The following is a 17013-nucleotide window of genomic DNA, read 5'->3' as shown; positions in this document are numbered from 1 at the left end:
GTCGACGCTCGTGAGAATCGCATCGAACGGGACGAGAACGGGCGAAACGGCGCGGTGTCCGTCCGGAAACGGAGTCCGTTCGTCGCGTTACTGGGAGGAGAATTCGTCGAACGACGTCGACTGGTGGCTCCGCACGAGCACTTCGTCGGTGATCGTCAGCCCCATGTCCGAGATCTCCTGTGCGATCGGCGTGATCTCTCGGTCGTTCTTGACGACGGCCGTCACGAGCAGGTTCTGCTCGCCCGTGACTAACTCCTGTACCGAGACGACGCCGGAAATGTCCAGTAGATCGTCGATGTAGTCGCCTCGCTCCGGAATCGACGCCGTGCAGTAGAGGAGCATCCGGATCGGATACCCCGACTTCGTGTAGTCGATGTTGGCGCTGTAGCCCTTGATGACGCCCTCCGACTCCAACCGCTGGATGCGTTTGCGAACGGTGCTCGAGGACGCGTCGGTCCGCTCGGCGATCTCACTCGACGAGAGGTTCCGGGCTTCCTCCTGGAGCGCGTAGAGAATCTCCCGATCGACCGCGTCGAGATCGTAGTCCGTCATACGGTCCGTTTGTCCGCGACGGCTATAAGGAACTTCTGTTGACAAAACGCAAGGATCGCCGTTCGTACGTCGACTCGCCGCGCCGTGCGCTCGAGGAGGCTTGCTACCGTCGTTGTCGGCACTCACGACCGCTGTCATCGCACTCCCGCTATCGCTGTGGAACTCGCCGCTACCGTTCTCGGGAGGCGAGATCGTCGCCGTCGGTACCGTTTTGCTATTCGCACGCGCATTCCCCTCGCATGCGACGGTTCCTCGAGTCCGATACGGGGTTTTACTACGCCGTCGGGCTGTTCACGGTTCTCGTCTTCCTCGGCGGACTGGTCGTCCTGGCGGTCGTCAGCCCCGGCGACATCGGTGCGATCGAACTCGGCGGACTCGTCGTCGGCTTCTTCCTGTTCATCCTGATTTTCTTCGTCTCGGTGACGGTCCATCGACTCGAGGACCGCGACGAACGGTGACCGAACGACGATTTTCGACGAAACGGGGGCGATGGCCCGCCATACCCTCGATATCGAGAGCTGAGTCGAGCCGCAGGCTTTATCAGTGTCGCGGCGTTCTCTTCAGAAGCAATGGCGAAAGGAACCGTTGATTTCTTCAACGACACTGGCGGCTACGGATTCATCGAAACTGAGGACGCGGACGAGGACGTCTTCTTCCACATGGAAGACATCGGCGGCCCGGACCTCGAAGAAGGACAGGAGCTCGAGTTCGACATCGAGCAGGCCCCCAAGGGCCCGCGCGCGACGAACGTCGAGCGCCTGTAAGGCGAATTCGCGGAGGTATCGGCACTTCAGAACTGTATTTTACACCGGCCAGCGGCGGCGCCGTCGTCAGCTGCGGTATAATCGAAATCCCGGCGGAGCGGTATCGGCGCATACGTGTTGGGATAGTTATAAGTTTGCCCGAGATCGTAGTCGACACCCATGTTCGCCCCTGCAATCGGCGTTCCCGAACGCTCGATCATCCTCTTCCACCTCGCGCTCGTCCTCGGGACCCTCGGCGGCGTCTAGTATCTCCTCGCACGACTGCGCGGCGCGCTGTAGCGATCGACCCGGATCGTTTTGTGGGTTCGGCGCCGAGTCGAGGTATGTCCGACCCGCTGATTCGGCGTCGCGACGAGATCGAGTACGAGTCGGTCGACGCGGCCGACGGCCTCGAGAAGGGCGTCCTCGTCGGCGACGACCACGGCGCGCCCCACTTCGCGATCCGCCGGTTCGTCCTCGAACCCGGCGCCGAGGTGCCGAAACACACCAACGACGTCGAACACGAACAGTACGTCCTCGAGGGCGAGTACACCGTAGGCATCGGAGACGAGGAGTACGCGGTCGAAGCCGGCGATTCGCTGCTCATCCCCGCGGGGACGGTCCACTGGTACCGCAACGAGAGCGACGAACCCGGCGCGTTCATCTGTGCCGTCCCGAACGGCGACGACGAGATCGAACTGCTCGAGTGACCGTCACGGGAGGCGGACGGAAGGGCCGTCCCGCCTCGGTCGGCAACCACAAGTACTAAACGTCTTTTAGGATAACCTAAAACCCGATGGTAGAAGCGCAGTCGGTCGGCGAGCACGCGGCGACTCGGGACCGGGAGGGTTGGGTTACCGGGACGCTCGTGCTCTTCTGTTTGGCGAGTACGATCATCACGGTCGTCGCCGGACTCGTACAGGTGACGTTCGGAGAGTACTCGATGACGTTCGTGGAGGCGTGGTCAGCCGTGTTCGAGCCCACGGTGCTTTTCAACCTCGAGGCCTGGTCCTCGTTTCTCTTCGGCACCGAGCTCCCCGAGATGAGCACGGACAGCGTCGTGGTGTGGAACCTCCGGCTCCCTCGCGTCTTCGTCGCGATTATCGCCGGCGCGACGCTGGCGATCTCCGGGGCGATCTTCCAGGCAGTGACGCGAAACGAGCTCGCCAGCCCCTTCGTGCTCGGGGTTAGCTCCGGCGCCGGGTTCGCGGTGCTGGCGACGCTCGTCGTCTTCACCGGGCTCGCGCCGTACCTCCCGCTGATCGCCGCGCTCGGCGGGACCGTCGCCTTCCTGGTCGTCTACGGGATCGCCTGGAAGGGCGGGACCAGCCCCGTTCGCCTCGTGCTCGCGGGCGTGATCGTCAACATGGTCTTCCAGTCGCTCCAGCAGGGGCTGTTCTTCTTCGTGGACGACCTCGGCGTCGCCCAGACGGCGATCGCCTGGCTCACGGGCTCGTTCACCGGCACGGGTTGGGGAGAGGTCCGGATCGCCCTCATTCCGGGCATCGCTGCGATCGCCATCGCGCTCGCCAGTTCGCGACAGTTGAACGTCCTGTTGCTCGGCGAGACCACCGCCAAGTCGCTGGGGATGCGCGTCGAGCGCGTCCGCTTTTTCCTCTCGGGGATCGCCATTCTCGCGGCGAGCGTCGCGATCGCCGTCGCGGGCATCGTCAGCTTCTTCGGCCTCGTCGTCCCGCACATCGTCCGGAACGTCGTCGGCGGCGACTACCGACAGCTGATGGTCGGCTGCCTGTTCGCCGGTCCGGCGCTGATGGTCACCGCCGACGTCGGCGCCCGCCTCGCGCTGGGCGGAATGCAGATGCCCGTCGGCGTCGTGACCGGGCTGGTCGGCGGCCCCTACTTCCTCTATTTGATGCGCAAGCAGCAATCCATGGGTGAACTATAATGGCACAGAACAAGACGCAGATGACCCAAGAACGGATCACCGACAGTGACGGCGTCGCGGTCGAGAGCGCGCTGGTCGGCGAGGACCTCTCGTTGAGCTACCCGACGACCGAGGAGACGATCGTCGAGTGCGCCCGACTGGACATTCCCCAAAACGCCGTAACCGCACTCGTCGGGCCAAACGGCAGCGGGAAGAGTACGCTGCTGAAGTCGCTCTCGAACCACCTCGAGCCCGAACGGGGGACGGTCCGAATCCACGGCAAGGAACTCGACACGTTCGACCGGAAGGAACTGGCCCGCGAACTGGGCGTCCTCTCCCAGGAGAACGACTCGCTGGGTTCGATCACCGTCGAGGATCTGATCTACCACGGCCGCTACCCGCACCGCGGTTTCTTCGACAGCGTCAGCGAGGAAGACCACGCGGCCGTCGAACGCGCCCTCGAGTTGGCGGGGATCGAGGACCTCCGGGACGCCGAACTTGGCCAACTGAGCGGCGGCCAGAAGCAACTGGCCTGGATCGCGATGGTGTTGGCCCAGGATACGGACGTCCTCCTGCTCGACGAACCGACGACGTTCCTCGACGTCCACCACCAGTTCCGCGTCCTCGAGACGATCCGCCAGTTGAACGAGGAGAAGGGGGTCACCGTGGCCGTCATCCTCCACGACATCGCCCAAGCGGCCCGCTTTGCGGACTATCTGGTGGCGATGCACGACGGGGAACTGTACGACTGGGGGCCGCCGGAGGAAGTCGTGACCGAGCAGCTGCTGGCCGACGTCTTCGGCGTCGAGGCGACCGTTCAACACGAGCCCGAACTGCAGGTGTTGCCCCGTCGAGCGCTACCCGAGCGCTAACAGTCGGAAAAGCTATACCGTTTTAGGCCAGCCTAAAGCATAATGGCAACCGACGACGGAACGACGAGACGGACCGTGGTGAAGACGACCGGAGCGCTCGCCGGTCTCGGCATCGGCGCCGGCTGCCTCGGCGAGTCCGGGTCGTCGAACGAGGGGAGCACCTACTCGGTGACGATGGAACCGGTCGGCGAGGTCGAGTTCGACGGCGTTCCCGAGACGTGGCTCCCGTACACGGCCGATTACGCCGACATGGGCGTCGCGCTCGGTCAGGGGGACGGGCTGGTCGGCATCGGCCAAGCTCACCTGTACGGCACCCACTACTACGACGAACTCCCGGGCGTCTCGGTCGACGCGAGCAACCTCACGGAACTCTGGGACGGCGCCACCGGACAGGAGGTCTTCTACGAACTCGACGCTGACGTCCACCTCATCGATCCCAACTTCATGATCAACCGGCTCGGCTGGAGTCGGGACGAGGTCGACGAGATCGCCGACACCGTCGCGCCCTTCATCGGGAACACGATCTTCTCGGCCAGTTACGACTGGCACGACTACGATCGCTACACGCTGTACGAGGCCTTCGAGAAAGTCGCCGAACTGTTCCAGGAACGCGAGCGCTACGAGGCCTTCGCGACGCTGCACGACGAGGTGATCGCCGACCTCGAGTCGCGGCGGCCGGAGGAGAGTCCGTCGGTCGCGGTGCTGGTTCCCGCTTCGGAGGAACCCGAGGAGTTCTACCCGTACCTCATTGACGAGGGGACGCAGTCGAAACACTGGACGGATCTCGGCGTCCGCGACGCGCTGGGTGCCAACGACATCGAGGATGCACAGGCCGGCGGCGGCACGGTCGACTACGAGACACTGCTCGAGATCGATCCCGACGTGATCGCCGTCCGGCAACAGGGTCAGGTCACCGAGGAGGACTTCGAGAACGGGATCGTCTCCTTCCTCCGCGATCACGACGTCGCGAGCGAACTCGAGGCCGTGCGAAACGACCGCGTCGTCTACGCGGGCATGACCTACCAAGGGCCGATCATCCACCTGTTTCAACTCGAGCGAGTAACACAGGGACTCTTCCCGGACACGTTCGGTGACGAGGACCTGTTCGACCGACAAGCCGTATCCGATATTGTCGCTGGTAATACATAACTCGACGGCCCCGTACCGTGCGTCGAGCCCAGTTCTGGCCGTATTAGTTCGGAACACTTTTGATGGTTTAGGCTAACCTAAAGGTTGATGACCGACGAGTCCACGTGGACGAGACGCAACGTCCTTCGAACGAGTGGAGCGATCGCCGGCGTGAGTGCGATGGCCGGCTGCATCGACTCCCTCGGGTCCAACGACGACGACGACGCCGAATACACGGTTTCGATGCCGCCGGTCGGCGAGGTCGAATTCGACGGCGTCCCCGAGGCGTGGGCCGCCGGCACCGGGGATTGGGCCGACATGGGGATCGCACTTGGCCAGGAGCCGCCGGCGGCCCTCTATCTCGCCCGGCGCCTCCACACGGGCTATTACGACGAGATTCCCGACGTGAGCGTCGACCCGGACGAGATCGACTCGCTCTGGGACGACAGCGAGTTAACCCGCGAGGAGGTCATGGAACTCGCCGAGGACGTGGATCTCTTCGTCATGGACCCGAACTTCCTCGAGGGGCGGGCCGACTGGAGCCCCGACGACATCGACCAGGTCGAATCGACGGGGACGCCGTTCTTCGGGAACTCGATCACCTCCCGGGACTACCCGTGGCACCAGGACTACGACTACCTCACGATGTACGAGGCCTTCGAGAAACTCGCCGAAGTCTTCCAGGAACAGGAACGCTACGACGAGTTCGAGACGCTACACGAGGACTTCCAGTCGGAACTCGAGAACGTCGTTTCCTCGGGCGACCAACCCGAGGTCGCCGTCCTGTACCCGCAGTTGGAGGATGACTCGTTCCTCCCCTACCTCGTCGACGAGTCGACGACTTACAAACACCTGCAGGACCTCCAGGTCGAGGACGCACTCGCGACCTCTGACGTCGAGGACTTCCACAGCGGCCGCGGATCGGTCGACTACGAGACGCTCCTCGAAGTCGATCCGGAGTACATCCTGGTTCGCACCGAGCAATACCTCTCCGAGGAGGAATTCCAGCAGAGCATCGTCGAACCGATCCAAGGCCACAACGTCGGGCGGGAACTGACAGCCGCCCAGAACGGCAACATCTACAAGACCGTCCCGTTCTATCAGGGCCCGATCATCAACCTCGTCGCCACTCAGCGGTTGGCCGAGCAGCTCTACGGCGTCGAGGACGACCTGTTCGACCCGCAGGCCGTCAGCGACATCGTCAACGGCGACTTCTGAGCGGTCCACTCGGTCAGTTCGGATACGTATCAAAACTAATTTGTTAGCATTAATATATTATCCGGCAATGGCCGGTAAACGACGGTGGGGGCGACGCGATGTTCTCCGAACGAGTGGCGTCGCTATCGTCGGCGCTGCGACGGTAGGCTGTCTCGGCAGCGACGGGGACGGCGGCAACGGCGAGGCCGACGACGACGGCGACACTGGCGACAACGTAACCGATGCGAACACCGCCGGTAGCAACGGGACCGACGGGACCGACGATACTGACGCTACCGACGAGACTACCGACACCGACGAGGACGACGAGGAGCCGTCGGACGACGGGTCGTACACGGTCTCGATGCCGCCGGTCGGTGAAGTCGAGTTCGAGTCGGTCCCCGAGACGTGGGCCGCGAACAACGGGAGCTGGGTCGATATGGGGGTCGCGCTCGGGCAGGAGCCGCCGGAGGCCCTCTATCTCGCGTGGCGGTATCACACGGCGTATTACGACGCCATTCCCGACGTGAGCGTCGATCCGGACGGGATCCACTCGCTCTGGGAGTACGGACTGGCCGTCGAGAAGTTCCTGCAAGTTGCCGAGGCGGTGGAGTTCTTCGCCATGGATCCGGAACTTCTCAAGAATCGTGGCGACTTGACTGCTGACGATATCGCGCAGGTCGAATCGACAGGGACGCCTTTTTTCGGGAACAGCATCGTCTCCCAGGACTACAGGTGGCACGACGACTACGACTACCTCACGCTGTACGAGGCCTTCGAGAAACTTGCCGAGGTCTTTCAGGAGCGCGAGCATTACGAAGCGTTCGCGTCGCTACACGACGAGTTTCAGTCGATCCTCTCGGACACCGTCCCCGCGAACGTCCGACCCGAGGTTGCCGTTCTGTGGCCGCAGGATGAGGAATCGTTTTTGCCCTCTCACATCGACGGGGGGACGAGTTTCAAACACCTGCGGGACCTCGAGGTCGAGGACGCGCTCGCGTCCCACGAGGTCTCCCACTACGGACAGATCGATTACGAGACGCTCCTCGAGGTCGATCCGGAGTACATCCTGCTTCGCAGCGAGCAGTACCTCACCGAGTCGGCGTTCCAGGAGCGCCGCGTCGAGCCGATGCAAAGCCACAGCGTCGGGCAGGAACTGACGGCCGTCCAGAACGGCAACGTCTATCGGGCCGGGCCGCTCCATCAGGGGCCGATCATCAACCTCGTCGTCACCCAGCGAATGGCCGAACGGCTCTACGACATCGACGAACAACTGTACGACCCGCAGGCCGTCAGCGATATCGTCAACGGCGACTTCTAACCGACCGCTGTGTCCCAGTCGAGGTCGCCCCTCGAGGGCTCGAACGCGTTTTCGGTCGCAATCTCCGGCGCAGCGAGAAGCGACTGTAATGTGTCCCGCGCTCACTCCTGTCCGTCCCACGTGAACGTCCGGTCGCCGTCATCCCCGTGGTCGCCCGTCGCGTCGTCATCGGCGGCCTCGAGCGCCGGATCGCCCTTGAGCGCCGCGTCCGCGTCCGGTTCGTCCGTCACCTCGAAGGTCGAGAGCGCGTCGGAGAGCTCCCGTGCGCGCTCGGACAGCGACGTCGCGGTGTGAGAGACCGTGACGAGCGACGAGGTCTGTTCCTCCGCGGCCGCGGCGACCGTCTCCGCCTCGGCGCTGGTCTCTTCGCCGATCGCCGTCACGTCGTCGGTCATGGAGACGACTTCCTGCGTCGCGGCGGCCTGTTGCTGGGTCGCCGCCGAGATTTCCTGAATCCCGTCGTTGGTCTCGTCGGCGAACTCGGAGATTTCCTCGAGGGCCGCGACCGACGTTTCGACCGCGCTGCGGTGGTCCGCGATCCGCTCGTCGGTCTCGCGGACGACGGCCGCTACTCGGCTCGCCTGCTCGTTGACCCGCTCGAGGCGGGCTTCGATGTCCGTCGCCGCCTCCTGGGTGTCCTCGGCGAGGGACTTGACCTGGTCCGCGACCGCGATGAACTCCGCGTCGTCGGAGCGCGAGCGCGCCGCCTCGATCGAGGCGTTGAGCGCGAGCATGTTCGTCTCCCGGGTCACGTCGCCGATGAACGCCAGCAGGTCGTCGATCGCCTCGAGTTCGTCCTCGAGTCGGTCGACCTCTGCGACGGCCTCGTCGGCCTCCGCTTCGATGGCGTTCATCCCGTCGATCGCCCGGCGCGCCGATTCGCGGGCGTCCGTGCTCGTGGCGGCGGTCCGTTCCGCGAGCGTGGCCACCTGCGAGGAGGTCGCGGCGATCTCCTCGGTCGTCGTCGAGAGCTCGTCGACTTCGTCGGCGATCGCCGCGAGCTGCGTGCTCTGGCGTTCGGCGCCGTCGGCGATCTCCTGGACCGACGTCGTCACCTGCTCGGAGGCCGACCGTACCTCGGTGACGCCCTCGGCCGTCGACTCGGCGCCCCGGTCGACCGCGTCGGCGAACGCCCGCGTCGCGGCGACCGTCGCCTCGATGTCGTCCATCATCCCGTTGAATTCCCGGGCGACCGTCTCCATGGCCTCGCTCTCGTCGTCGGGTTCGAGTCGGCGCGTGAGGTTACTGTCGGCGCAGGCCCGCATCGTCTCGCCGTACTCGTCGGCCGTCCGCTCGAGGTGCCGGGAGAACCGTTCGGACTCGGTCCGCGCCCGCTCGGCCTCGGCGCGGGCCGCTTCGGTCTCCTCGAGGCGCTCGCGGAGCGACCGTCGCATGCGGTCGATCGACCGGTGTAACTCGCCGAGTTCGTCGCGCCGGTCGGACTCGACCGACTCCTCGAGGTTCCCGTCCTCGATGGCCGCCGCTCGCTCGGAGAGGTCCCGCAGCGATCGGGCGGTGTTTCGGCCGACGGTCGCGCCGAGCACCACGATGCTCGCGAAGACGACGCCCAGCATGGCGAGGATCTGCAGCGAGACGTCCGACTGCAGCGAGTAGGCCTGGGCGGCGGGGACGCGGGTCGTCATCGTCCACTCCCCGTTTCCGTTCTCGATCGGCGCGTAGCCGACGACGGTCTCGCCGTCCGCGTCGGACTCGATCGACGTCGTTCCGGCGCCGCCGCCGACCGCGCTCGCCTCGAGGACGTCGTCGCGAAGGAGCAGCGAGCGGTCCTCGGCGAGCACGACGGTCCCCGAGCCGTCGACGACGACCGCGTCTTTCGTACCGTCGTCGGTGATCACCGCTCGAGACAGCGACTCGAGGTCGACGAGGCCGACGACGACGTGGTCCGAGTCGCCGGGGACGGTGCTGACCGCGAGCATCGCCGGCCGTCCGTCCGCGGTCTCGAACGTCTCGGTGAACGTGACTCGCCCCTCCGCCTCGATCGCGTTCGAGAGCCGTTCGTCGGCCGCCTCGCCGAGGCGACCGTCCTCGACGACGGCGTCCGTTCCGGCCTCGACGTCGACGGTCCCGTTCCCGGCGTCGACGTAGTACGCCCCCTCGAAACCGGGGCGTTCGTTCAGCCGGTGTAACGAGTCGGAGATCGAAACGCGGTCGTCGTTTCGAAACTCGAGCGATCGAGTGAGCGATGCCAGATTCCGCTCGGACGATTCCAACCAGCCGTCGAGCCGCTCGGCGTCGCTCTCGGCGTTGTTGACCAGCCGCGACTCGACGTCGTCCTCGAGTTCGGAGCCTGTGTGTGCGTAGATGACGCCGCCGAACACCCCCACGACGAGCAACACCACGAAGAGCGCGGCACCGAACCGGAGTGCGTAGCTGCTTCGAACGCCCGGAACTCCCCGTAACGGATTCAAATCCATCGAATTGGGAACTCAATCATTCCTACGTGTAATTCACTATTAGTGATATATGCGGCTATAGTCCGCTCGTCGGCGGTACGAACGAATACGTCGTCGCCGTCCGCCGGGGCACAGTGAAACCGACAGTGGGGGTCACTCTCACGGCTCGCGCTCGAGTTCGGTGCAGTCCGAACCGCTGAAATACCGTCCCGCCGTACGGCCACTCGTGTCGAAGCAGGTCCAGGAGGTCGAAACGATCTTTTGTCACGCGACTGGCGACGATTACCTCGTCGTCGTCGAACGCGACGGAAAGCGACTGTTCCGGGCGAAGCTCGGACTCTCCGAGACGTCGGCGGGCCCCCGACCCGCGAAGTTCCGGCTGAAGCAGGGCTCGAGCGAGGAGCCCCGCCAGCCCGACGAGTTCGTCGAACTCGCTCGCCGCGCCGGGCGGATCCGCATCTCCGAGCAGACCGCCCCCGAGAAGCGCCGCGAACTGCGGGAGATGCTCGAGGGCTACCAGCTCGAGGACAAGACCAAGGCCGTCCGGACCTGTCGCTACTGCGCCTCCGCGGGGCGGTACTCGCCGATCACGACCGAGACCGCCGTCAAAGACGACAACGATTGGATCTGCCGCGATTGCGCCCGCCAGGAACTCGAGCGCCAGCTCACCTACTCGGGCAGCGGCGAGGTGACGGCCGCCGCGAAGGACCGCCTCGAGGACCTCATGCTCGAGGTCCAGGACTTAGAGCGGATCGTCAACCTGCTGCAGGGACAGTTAGATCCCGACCTGACGAAGTTCGATACCATCTCGGCGACGACCGACGAGGTCGACCCCGTCCGGGTGGACTCGCTGAACCTGCATCCGGGGCTGCAGAACCTGCTCGAGGACCGGTTCGAGACGCTGCTGCCGGTCCAGAGCCTCGCCGTCGACCACGGCCTGTTCGACGGCGACGACCAGATGGTCGTCTCGGCGACGGCGACCGGGAAGACGCTGGTCGGCGAGATGACCGGGATCGACCGCGTGTTAAACGGCGAGGGGAAGATGCTCTTTCTCGTGCCCCTCGTCGCGCTCGCGAACCAGAAGTACGAGGACTTTCAGGACGAGTACGGCCACCTCGTCGACGTCTCCATTCGGGTCGGCGCGAGTCGCATTTCGGACAACGGCAACCAGTTCGACCCGAACGCCGACGTCATCGTCGGCACCTACGAGGGGATCGACCACGCCCTGCGGACGGGCAAGGACATGGGCGACATCGGGACCGTCGTCATCGACGAGGTCCACACCTTGAAGGAGGAGGAACGGGGCCACCGGCTGGACGGCCTGATCTCGCGGCTCAAGTACACCTGCGAGCAGCGTGCGAAGCGACGGGACGACTACGGCGGCGCCCAGTGGGTCTACCTCTCGGCGACCGTCGGTAACCCCGAACAGCTCGCGACGGCCCTCGAGTCGAAACTCATCGAGTTCGAGGAGCGTCCGGTCCCGATCGAGCGCCACGTCACCTTCGCCGACGGACAGGAGAAGGTCCGCATCGAGAACAAGCTGGTCAAACGGGAGTTCGACACGGAGTCCTCGAAGGGGTATCGAGGGCAGACGATCATCTTCACGAACTCCCGCCGGCGGTGTCACGAGATCAGCCGGAAACTGGACTACTCGGCCGCCCCCTACCACGCCGGGCTGGACTACAAGCGACGGAAGAAGGTCGAACGCCAGTTCGGCGAGCAGGAGCTATCGGCGGTCGTGACGACTGCCGCGCTCGCAGCGGGGGTCGACTTCCCGGCCTCGCAGGTGGTCTTCGACTCGCTGGCGATGGGGATCGAGTGGCTCTCCGTCCAGGAGTTCCACCAGATGCTCGGCCGCGCCGGCCGACCCGACTACCACGACAAAGGGACGGTGTACGTGCTGGTCGAACCCGACTGCTCCTACCACAACTCGATGGAGATGACCGAGGACGAGGTCGCGTTCAAGCTCCTCAAGGGCGATATGGAGTCGGTGATGACCCACTACGACGAGGCCGCCGCCGTCGAGGAGACGCTGGCGAACGTCACCGTCGGCGGCAAGGCCGCCAAGTCGCTCAACGACCGCATGCTCGGCGACGTCCCCACCAAACACGCCATCGGCAAACTCCTCGAGTACGACTTCATCGACGGCTTCGAACCCACGCCGCTGGGGCAGGTGGTCACCCAGCACTTCCTCGATCCCGGCGAGGCCTTCGCCCTGCTGGACGGCATCCGGAAGGACGCCCACCCCTACGAACTGATCGCCGACCTCGAGTTGCGCGAGGACGACCTGTAGTCGTCCCGTCGTCGCCCTTGAGTCGGTCCGAACTTCAACTCCACACGTATCGGCCGGAACCCTTTTGCCGAACCTATCAGCGGCCGGAACGGTAAAGAGTGCGTCGTCCGAGATACGAGTAGCGCCGGGGACCAGCCCGGAGAGACCAATGGAGCCAGCAACCCCTTCCGCGATCGATCCGCCGGCGAACGTCTTGCTCGTTCACGAGAAACAGTGCGAGCCAGCCGTCTGTCCGGATCTCTGTCACGACACCGGCGCGACGGCAGATCTCAGGGTTTCGTTCGCGGATAACCGACCGGATCGACCGGATCCGGACGCGGTGACCGGGAAGATCGGCCTCCTGACGGTCGGAGACGTCCTGATCGAGGACACCGCCGAGTCGGCCCGCGACTTCGAGGAGCGCGTCGTCGTCGACACGGTTCGCGATCCGACCGACCTCTCCGCCATCGGTGTCGCCGTCAGTCGGTTCTGTAAATACTGGTCCGACGAACAACTCACGGTCTGTTTCGATTCGCTGGACGCCTTGCTCCGCTCGACGCCGCCGAAGGACGTCTTCCAGTTCGCGCACGTGTTGACCAATCGGCTCTCGAGCGTCGACGCGTACGCGCACTTTCACTTCGATCCGACGCGCCACGAGGATCGCGTCGTCTCGACGTTCGGGGAGATCTTCGACGCGATCGTCGCCGAGGAGGGCAGCGAGGAATCGCTGCCGGAAGCGACCGACGAGGAGGTCGCCGATCTGCTGGCGGCGTGGACCGACGGGGCCGACGAACCCGACGGCGAGTTCGAGTTCGCCGTCGAGCCGTCGACCGAAGCGACCGACGAGGATATCGCGCGGCTGCTGGGGAAGTGACGGTCGGTCGGGACCGGGGCTGGCGACCGGGGGGTCGCCAGGGGTGGCGATAGCGACTACGGAACGAAGGCGACACCGAACAGCGCGAACAGGAGTACGACGGCCGCGCCGAGGATCCCGCCGAGGCCGACGATCACGAGCACGACGGGCGTGACGGCGATCGAGAGGCCGAAGACGACGTGGCTGAGGAACAATACGAGGAGTCCCGCGACCGCGTTAACGATGAAGGGGGCGAGCGCGCGGACGAGAACTGCGGCGACCAGCACGCCCACGAGGACCGCAATCAGGACGAGGATCTCGAGACCTGTCATGTATGCGGCGGTATCACGTCGACCGCCAAAACCGTTCGGCCGGTAACGAAACCCTTTATGATGTGCACCTTTTAGGGGGGAGTACGGGATCGTGGGTTAGCTTGGTATACTTCGGGCCTTGGGTGCCCGTGACCCCGGTTCAAATCCGGGCGATCCCATCCTCTTACGGCGGTTTTCGGTAGAACGGTTGCGTCTCCAACATTTTTACGTCCGGTTAATCAGGGGTGGTGGCAGTGAGTCGTGTCGTCGAACTCGAGCCCCCTGTCTGCGAATTCTGTGGATGCTACATCGTAACTGATGATCAGTTCTGCCCCGCGCTTGAGGATGGGAGGTGCCAGCCATGACGGCCCCTCGAAACCGGCAGTGCACGATGTGTACGGCCGAGGCCGTTGATCCAACGGACAAAATTCCCCTCTGTGATGAGCACCTAGCCGCTGCGACTGGGGAAGATCAATCCTCCGGCGAGCAGTCCGAAAGGTATACTGAGACTGCATCTAAGTTCGTCGGTCCAATTGCGGACGCGGACTTCCAGAACCCTGAGAACGGCGTCTACTACACGACGACTTACAACGAGACAATGGATGGGCGCACGGGATAAGATGCCCATCTCACCGTGGGCTGATCCTGACGCGCCCGCTGAGTGTTCGAAAGACGGCCACACTACGGCAGACGTGTGCGATTGCAACGCCCGTTGGAAGTGGAGTTATGAAGAGTACTACGTCACGGGCGAGCAGTTGGATATGTTTCTTGAGGATCCGAAATACCGTGGCGAAACCACGGGTCGGACGTTCATCCAGCAAGAAGACGACCCGTATGCGTTCCTAGACGGCGACGGCGTTGTCTGTCCTGAAACAGGCGAAGCACATCCGGCGTTTATCGCCATTCTCACCCGGTTGGGTATGACTTACACCGACATTTCAACGTCGGCGAGTAGCGCCCACGGACAATATATCGGTGAGATTCTGATTGAAGATAAGGGGCAAGTTTCCTTCGAGATCGCCACGGAGCCATGGGCCGCTAACGAGGACGTGCCGGTTATAGAGATTTACGCCAATAAACACGTCAACGTCACCACGGGAAAGCACGTTCCAGGGACGCCGCTCGAGACAAAAGAGTGGGACGCAGACGTTCTGGAAACCATCCTCAAGGCCAACGGCTACGAGGATGAACCAGAGATTGAGCACGATACCGACCGGGACCGCCCGGAACGGGAAGGATACGAAGCGGAGGCGAGAGACGGCGACGAGAGGGCATCTGACGTCCGGAATATCCTCTTGGCCGTGGACCGGATTGAGCCCCGTGACATGTCGCTCTCGACCACACAGACTGGCACGGATTCGACCGGATGGACGACGCGGGATCCGAGTTACCGGCGTTCAGAGAGTGGTAAGAGCTTGCACTACAACGGCGAAGGTGCCTTCCATGACTTCCGAGAGGGGGAAGCCTTCGGCGTATTGAGTCTATTCGCTGCCGAACAAGGTATTATCAACAACCCATGGGATCCCCTGTCCGGTTCGGATTGGTGGGAAGCCGTAGACGCCGCGCGTGACGCCGGTGCACCGATCCCCGAGTTCGATGCGGAGAGGACGCGGAACCTGTTTCAATGTCTCTCTCAAGCGATTAGGTGCCTTAGACACGGGGGAACGGAAGCGATACGTACAGTCACCTGGCTACGAATGGCCAAGTACGTCGAAGGTGTGCGACCAGCTTGAGGATGAAATCCTCCGTACCGTCCGTTCCCGATCGGCATCCGTGATTGACGCCCCGACGTCGGTTGGGAAGTCCTACACCACGGCCACGACGCCGTGGCTTAACCATCCTGATACGACGGGTGAGCAACCCGTTGTCCATCTCCATAAGACGCGCAAGGCCCGCGACGCGGCAGCGGCCGACTTGAGTAAGGCAAACGTCTCATATCGAGTGTTGAAGGGTCGAAAAGAGCGTTGTCCGGTCGCTGCGGGAGACCATGATCCGAACCCGGACGGCGAGGACCCGGACATTGTTATCACGATCAACGGAATGCCTGCTCGAGAGTGGCTTGATGTAATGTGTGATGGGAAGGGGATACCGTTCTCTGTTGCGCACCAGTACCTCGCCGAGAACAACGACCAGAACGCGACGCTGCCGTGTGAGCACGACGATACAGAGTGCCCGGCAATGGTCCAGTGGGACGGCATCCCGCGCAATGACGACGGCCACGCTTCGGTCGATGTAATCCATGCAACGCACGCTTTCGCCCGCGTTCCGTCGCTGGTTGAGGGTTGCAACGTCATCCTTGACGAACAGCCGGACTTCGCTGTTGATCTGACTCAAGACGAGATCCGCCGGGGAATTACGACTTATCTGAAGGCTGTAAACGCCACCAGGACGACGTTCGAGGAGTTCGTTGATTTGACTACCCCGTTTGAAGAAGGCTTCTCCGACCTCGAAGCGGTCGGCGAGAAATGGACGAAGCGCTCGAGGAGGAGACGGGCATGATGTGGTATCTCAAAAACGACGATTCCCATGCACTCGCCCCGGCGCTGGCACAAGCCGTCTGGGAATCACTCCAGGAAAGTGAACCGGGAGGGAATGGGCGACAGAGTGCAACAGCACTCTATGAACCACCGCGTTTTGACGACTACGGCGAGGACTATCTGGCCGATCGCGTGACGGTCGTTATTGACGACAATTATACCATCCAGACGGTCCGCGGGACACCGTAGTTCGACGCTGTACGGTCTGTGGTCGGCTTAGACGCCCATCCAAGTATGAACCTCTGCAACTGAACACGGTACCGGAGACCAGTCATGTTTCCCTATTGGACCCGACTGAGCGGCAACTATGGCGACGCTTTGAGCGTGGTCTTACTGGTGTCCTGGTCAGTGATACAACCCGCCCATTCTCATCAGGGGAATACTTCGATAAGGACAGTACGTGGAGCCGATCGACATCGTCTCGCTGGCGTCCATCTTCATGAGGTCGTCCTCAACCTTCGGTCCGACGGTCGGTCGGAAGCCGACCGCGAGATCGCGATCGAATCCCGGTTGCTACTGTCCCCCCTCTCGATGTCGTATCGGGACACTTGTCTCTCATGAAACTATTTTGTGCCCATCATTTCACTCACGAGCGACCGTTTCCCCGATGAAATCTCTAGACAGAGGTATATATCTCCGCTAAGGCCGTGTAATTCTCCTCTAAGACATGTGTAATAATACACTCGGAACGAGTCGCTTCGATACCGAGACAGATGGATATCATCATCACCATCCAGCACGCGGCGAACGTTCACCTCTTCAAGCACGTCGTCCGCGACCTCGAGGCTGCGGGTCACGACGTCCACGTGTTCGGCCGCGAGAAGGGGGTTACGGGGGAGCTCCTCGACGCCTACGACATCGATCACGAACTGCTCTGTGGGGAGCCCGACGGCTGGCTCGGACTGGGGCTGACGCAGTTGCGCTACGA

17 protein-coding genes, 1 tRNA gene and 1 pseudogene are annotated in these 17013 nt (G+C 63.4%); 16 read left to right on the top strand and 3 right to left on the bottom strand.

Going from position 1 to position 17013, the window contains the following annotated elements; genetic code table 11:
• Window positions 1-87 precede the first annotated feature (87 nt).
• Window positions 88-552, bottom strand: a complete 465-nt coding sequence (locus tag C477_RS02850; protein ID WP_008892919.1) for an Lrp/AsnC family transcriptional regulator — start codon at window positions 550-552, stop codon at window positions 88-90.
• A gap of 239 nt (window positions 553-791) precedes the next feature.
• Here C477_RS02850 and C477_RS02845 point away from each other — a divergent pair, with 239 nt between their 5' ends.
• The 8 genes from C477_RS02845 to C477_RS02810 all read left to right on the top strand — a co-directional run bounded on the left by C477_RS02845 (window position 792) and on the right by C477_RS02810 (window position 7698).
• Window positions 792-1010 (top strand): hypothetical protein, encoded by a 219-nt coding sequence (locus C477_RS02845; protein WP_008892918.1) that lies wholly within the window; start codon window positions 792-794, stop codon window positions 1008-1010.
• Window positions 1011-1121: 111 nt separating this feature from the next.
• Complete coding sequence (locus tag C477_RS02840; protein ID WP_007259363.1) at window positions 1122-1316, top strand: cold-shock protein; 195 nt, start codon at window positions 1122-1124, stop codon at window positions 1314-1316.
• A 323-nt stretch (window positions 1317-1639) separates the two neighbouring features.
• The gene (locus C477_RS02835; protein WP_008892917.1) at window positions 1640-2005 is read left to right on the top strand and encodes a cupin domain-containing protein; all 366 of its coding nucleotides are present in this window, start codon (window positions 1640-1642) and stop codon (window positions 2003-2005) included.
• 86 nt (window positions 2006-2091) lie between these two features.
• Window positions 2092-3201, top strand: a complete 1110-nt coding sequence (locus C477_RS02830; protein ID WP_008892916.1) for a FecCD family ABC transporter permease — start codon at window positions 2092-2094, stop codon at window positions 3199-3201.
• The gene (locus C477_RS02825) at window positions 3201-4052 is read left to right on the top strand and encodes an ABC transporter ATP-binding protein (RefSeq protein ID WP_008892915.1); all 852 of its coding nucleotides are present in this window, start codon (window positions 3201-3203) and stop codon (window positions 4050-4052) included. The genes C477_RS02830 and C477_RS02825 overlap by 1 nt, the downstream gene beginning before the upstream one ends.
• A 42-nt stretch (window positions 4053-4094) precedes the next feature.
• Window positions 4095-5201, top strand: coding sequence for an ABC transporter substrate-binding protein (locus C477_RS02820; protein ID WP_008892914.1), 1107 nt, complete (start codon window positions 4095-4097; stop codon window positions 5199-5201).
• An 87-nt stretch (window positions 5202-5288) separates the two neighbouring features.
• Entirely contained in the window at window positions 5289-6398 is a 1110-nt protein-coding gene (locus C477_RS02815; protein ID WP_008892913.1) for an ABC transporter substrate-binding protein, read from the top strand.
• 67 nt (window positions 6399-6465) lie between these two features.
• Window positions 6466-7698: an ABC transporter substrate-binding protein gene (locus tag C477_RS02810; protein ID WP_008892912.1), complete on the top strand. Its 1233-nt coding sequence runs from the start codon at window positions 6466-6468 to the stop codon at window positions 7696-7698.
• A 101-nt stretch (window positions 7699-7799) separates the two neighbouring features.
• On the opposite strand, the gene C477_RS02805 is transcribed toward C477_RS02810, so the two are convergent.
• Window positions 7800-10133, bottom strand: coding sequence for a methyl-accepting chemotaxis protein (locus tag C477_RS02805; RefSeq protein WP_049914181.1), 2334 nt, complete (start codon window positions 10131-10133; stop codon window positions 7800-7802).
• A 205-nt stretch (window positions 10134-10338) separates the two neighbouring features.
• Between C477_RS02805 and C477_RS02800 the strand changes: the two genes are divergently transcribed.
• Entirely contained in the window at window positions 10339-12405 is a 2067-nt protein-coding gene (locus tag C477_RS02800) for a DEAD/DEAH box helicase (protein WP_008892910.1), read from the top strand.
• 148 nt (window positions 12406-12553) lie between these two features.
• Window positions 12554-13258 (top strand): DUF7504 family protein, encoded by a 705-nt coding sequence (locus C477_RS02795; RefSeq protein ID WP_008892909.1) that lies wholly within the window; start codon window positions 12554-12556, stop codon window positions 13256-13258.
• Window positions 13259-13314: 56 nt separating this feature from the next.
• On the opposite strand, the gene C477_RS02790 is transcribed toward C477_RS02795, so the two are convergent.
• On the bottom strand, window positions 13315-13569 hold the full coding sequence (locus C477_RS02790; protein WP_008892908.1) for a hypothetical protein: 255 nt from the start codon (window positions 13567-13569) through the stop codon (window positions 13315-13317).
• Between the two features lie 85 nt (window positions 13570-13654).
• Between C477_RS02790 and C477_RS02785 the strand changes: the two genes are divergently transcribed.
• The 6 genes and pseudogenes from C477_RS02785 to C477_RS02760 form a co-directional block, all read left to right on the top strand.
• Window positions 13655-13727 (top strand) — tRNA-Pro (locus tag C477_RS02785).
• A gap of 212 nt (window positions 13728-13939) precedes the next feature.
• Window positions 13940-14167, top strand: coding sequence for a hypothetical protein (locus C477_RS02780; RefSeq protein WP_008892907.1), 228 nt, complete (start codon window positions 13940-13942; stop codon window positions 14165-14167).
• Window positions 14151-15281 carry a hypothetical protein gene (locus C477_RS02775; RefSeq protein WP_008892906.1) on the top strand — a complete coding sequence of 377 codons (1131 nt, stop codon included), beginning with the start codon at window positions 14151-14153 and terminating at the stop codon, window positions 15279-15281. The genes C477_RS02780 and C477_RS02775 overlap by 17 nt, the downstream gene beginning before the upstream one ends.
• Window positions 15265-16047: a hypothetical protein gene (locus C477_RS02770; protein WP_008892905.1), complete on the top strand. Its 783-nt coding sequence runs from the start codon at window positions 15265-15267 to the stop codon at window positions 16045-16047. The genes C477_RS02775 and C477_RS02770 overlap by 17 nt, the downstream gene beginning before the upstream one ends.
• Window positions 16014-16274, top strand: a complete 261-nt coding sequence (locus tag C477_RS02765; protein ID WP_008892904.1) for a hypothetical protein — start codon at window positions 16014-16016, stop codon at window positions 16272-16274. The genes C477_RS02770 and C477_RS02765 overlap by 34 nt, the downstream gene beginning before the upstream one ends.
• A 524-nt stretch (window positions 16275-16798) precedes the next feature.
• Window positions 16799-17013: pseudogene (locus C477_RS02760) on the top strand (hypothetical protein); the annotation flags it as partial.

The sequence above is a fragment of the Haloterrigena salina JCM 13891 genome (assembly GCF_000337495.1).
In the GTDB taxonomy this organism is placed as follows: domain Archaea; phylum Halobacteriota; class Halobacteria; order Halobacteriales; family Natrialbaceae; genus Haloterrigena; species Haloterrigena salina.
Note: the sequence above shows the minus strand (reverse complement) of the source record. Positions and strands in the feature narration are given on the sequence as shown.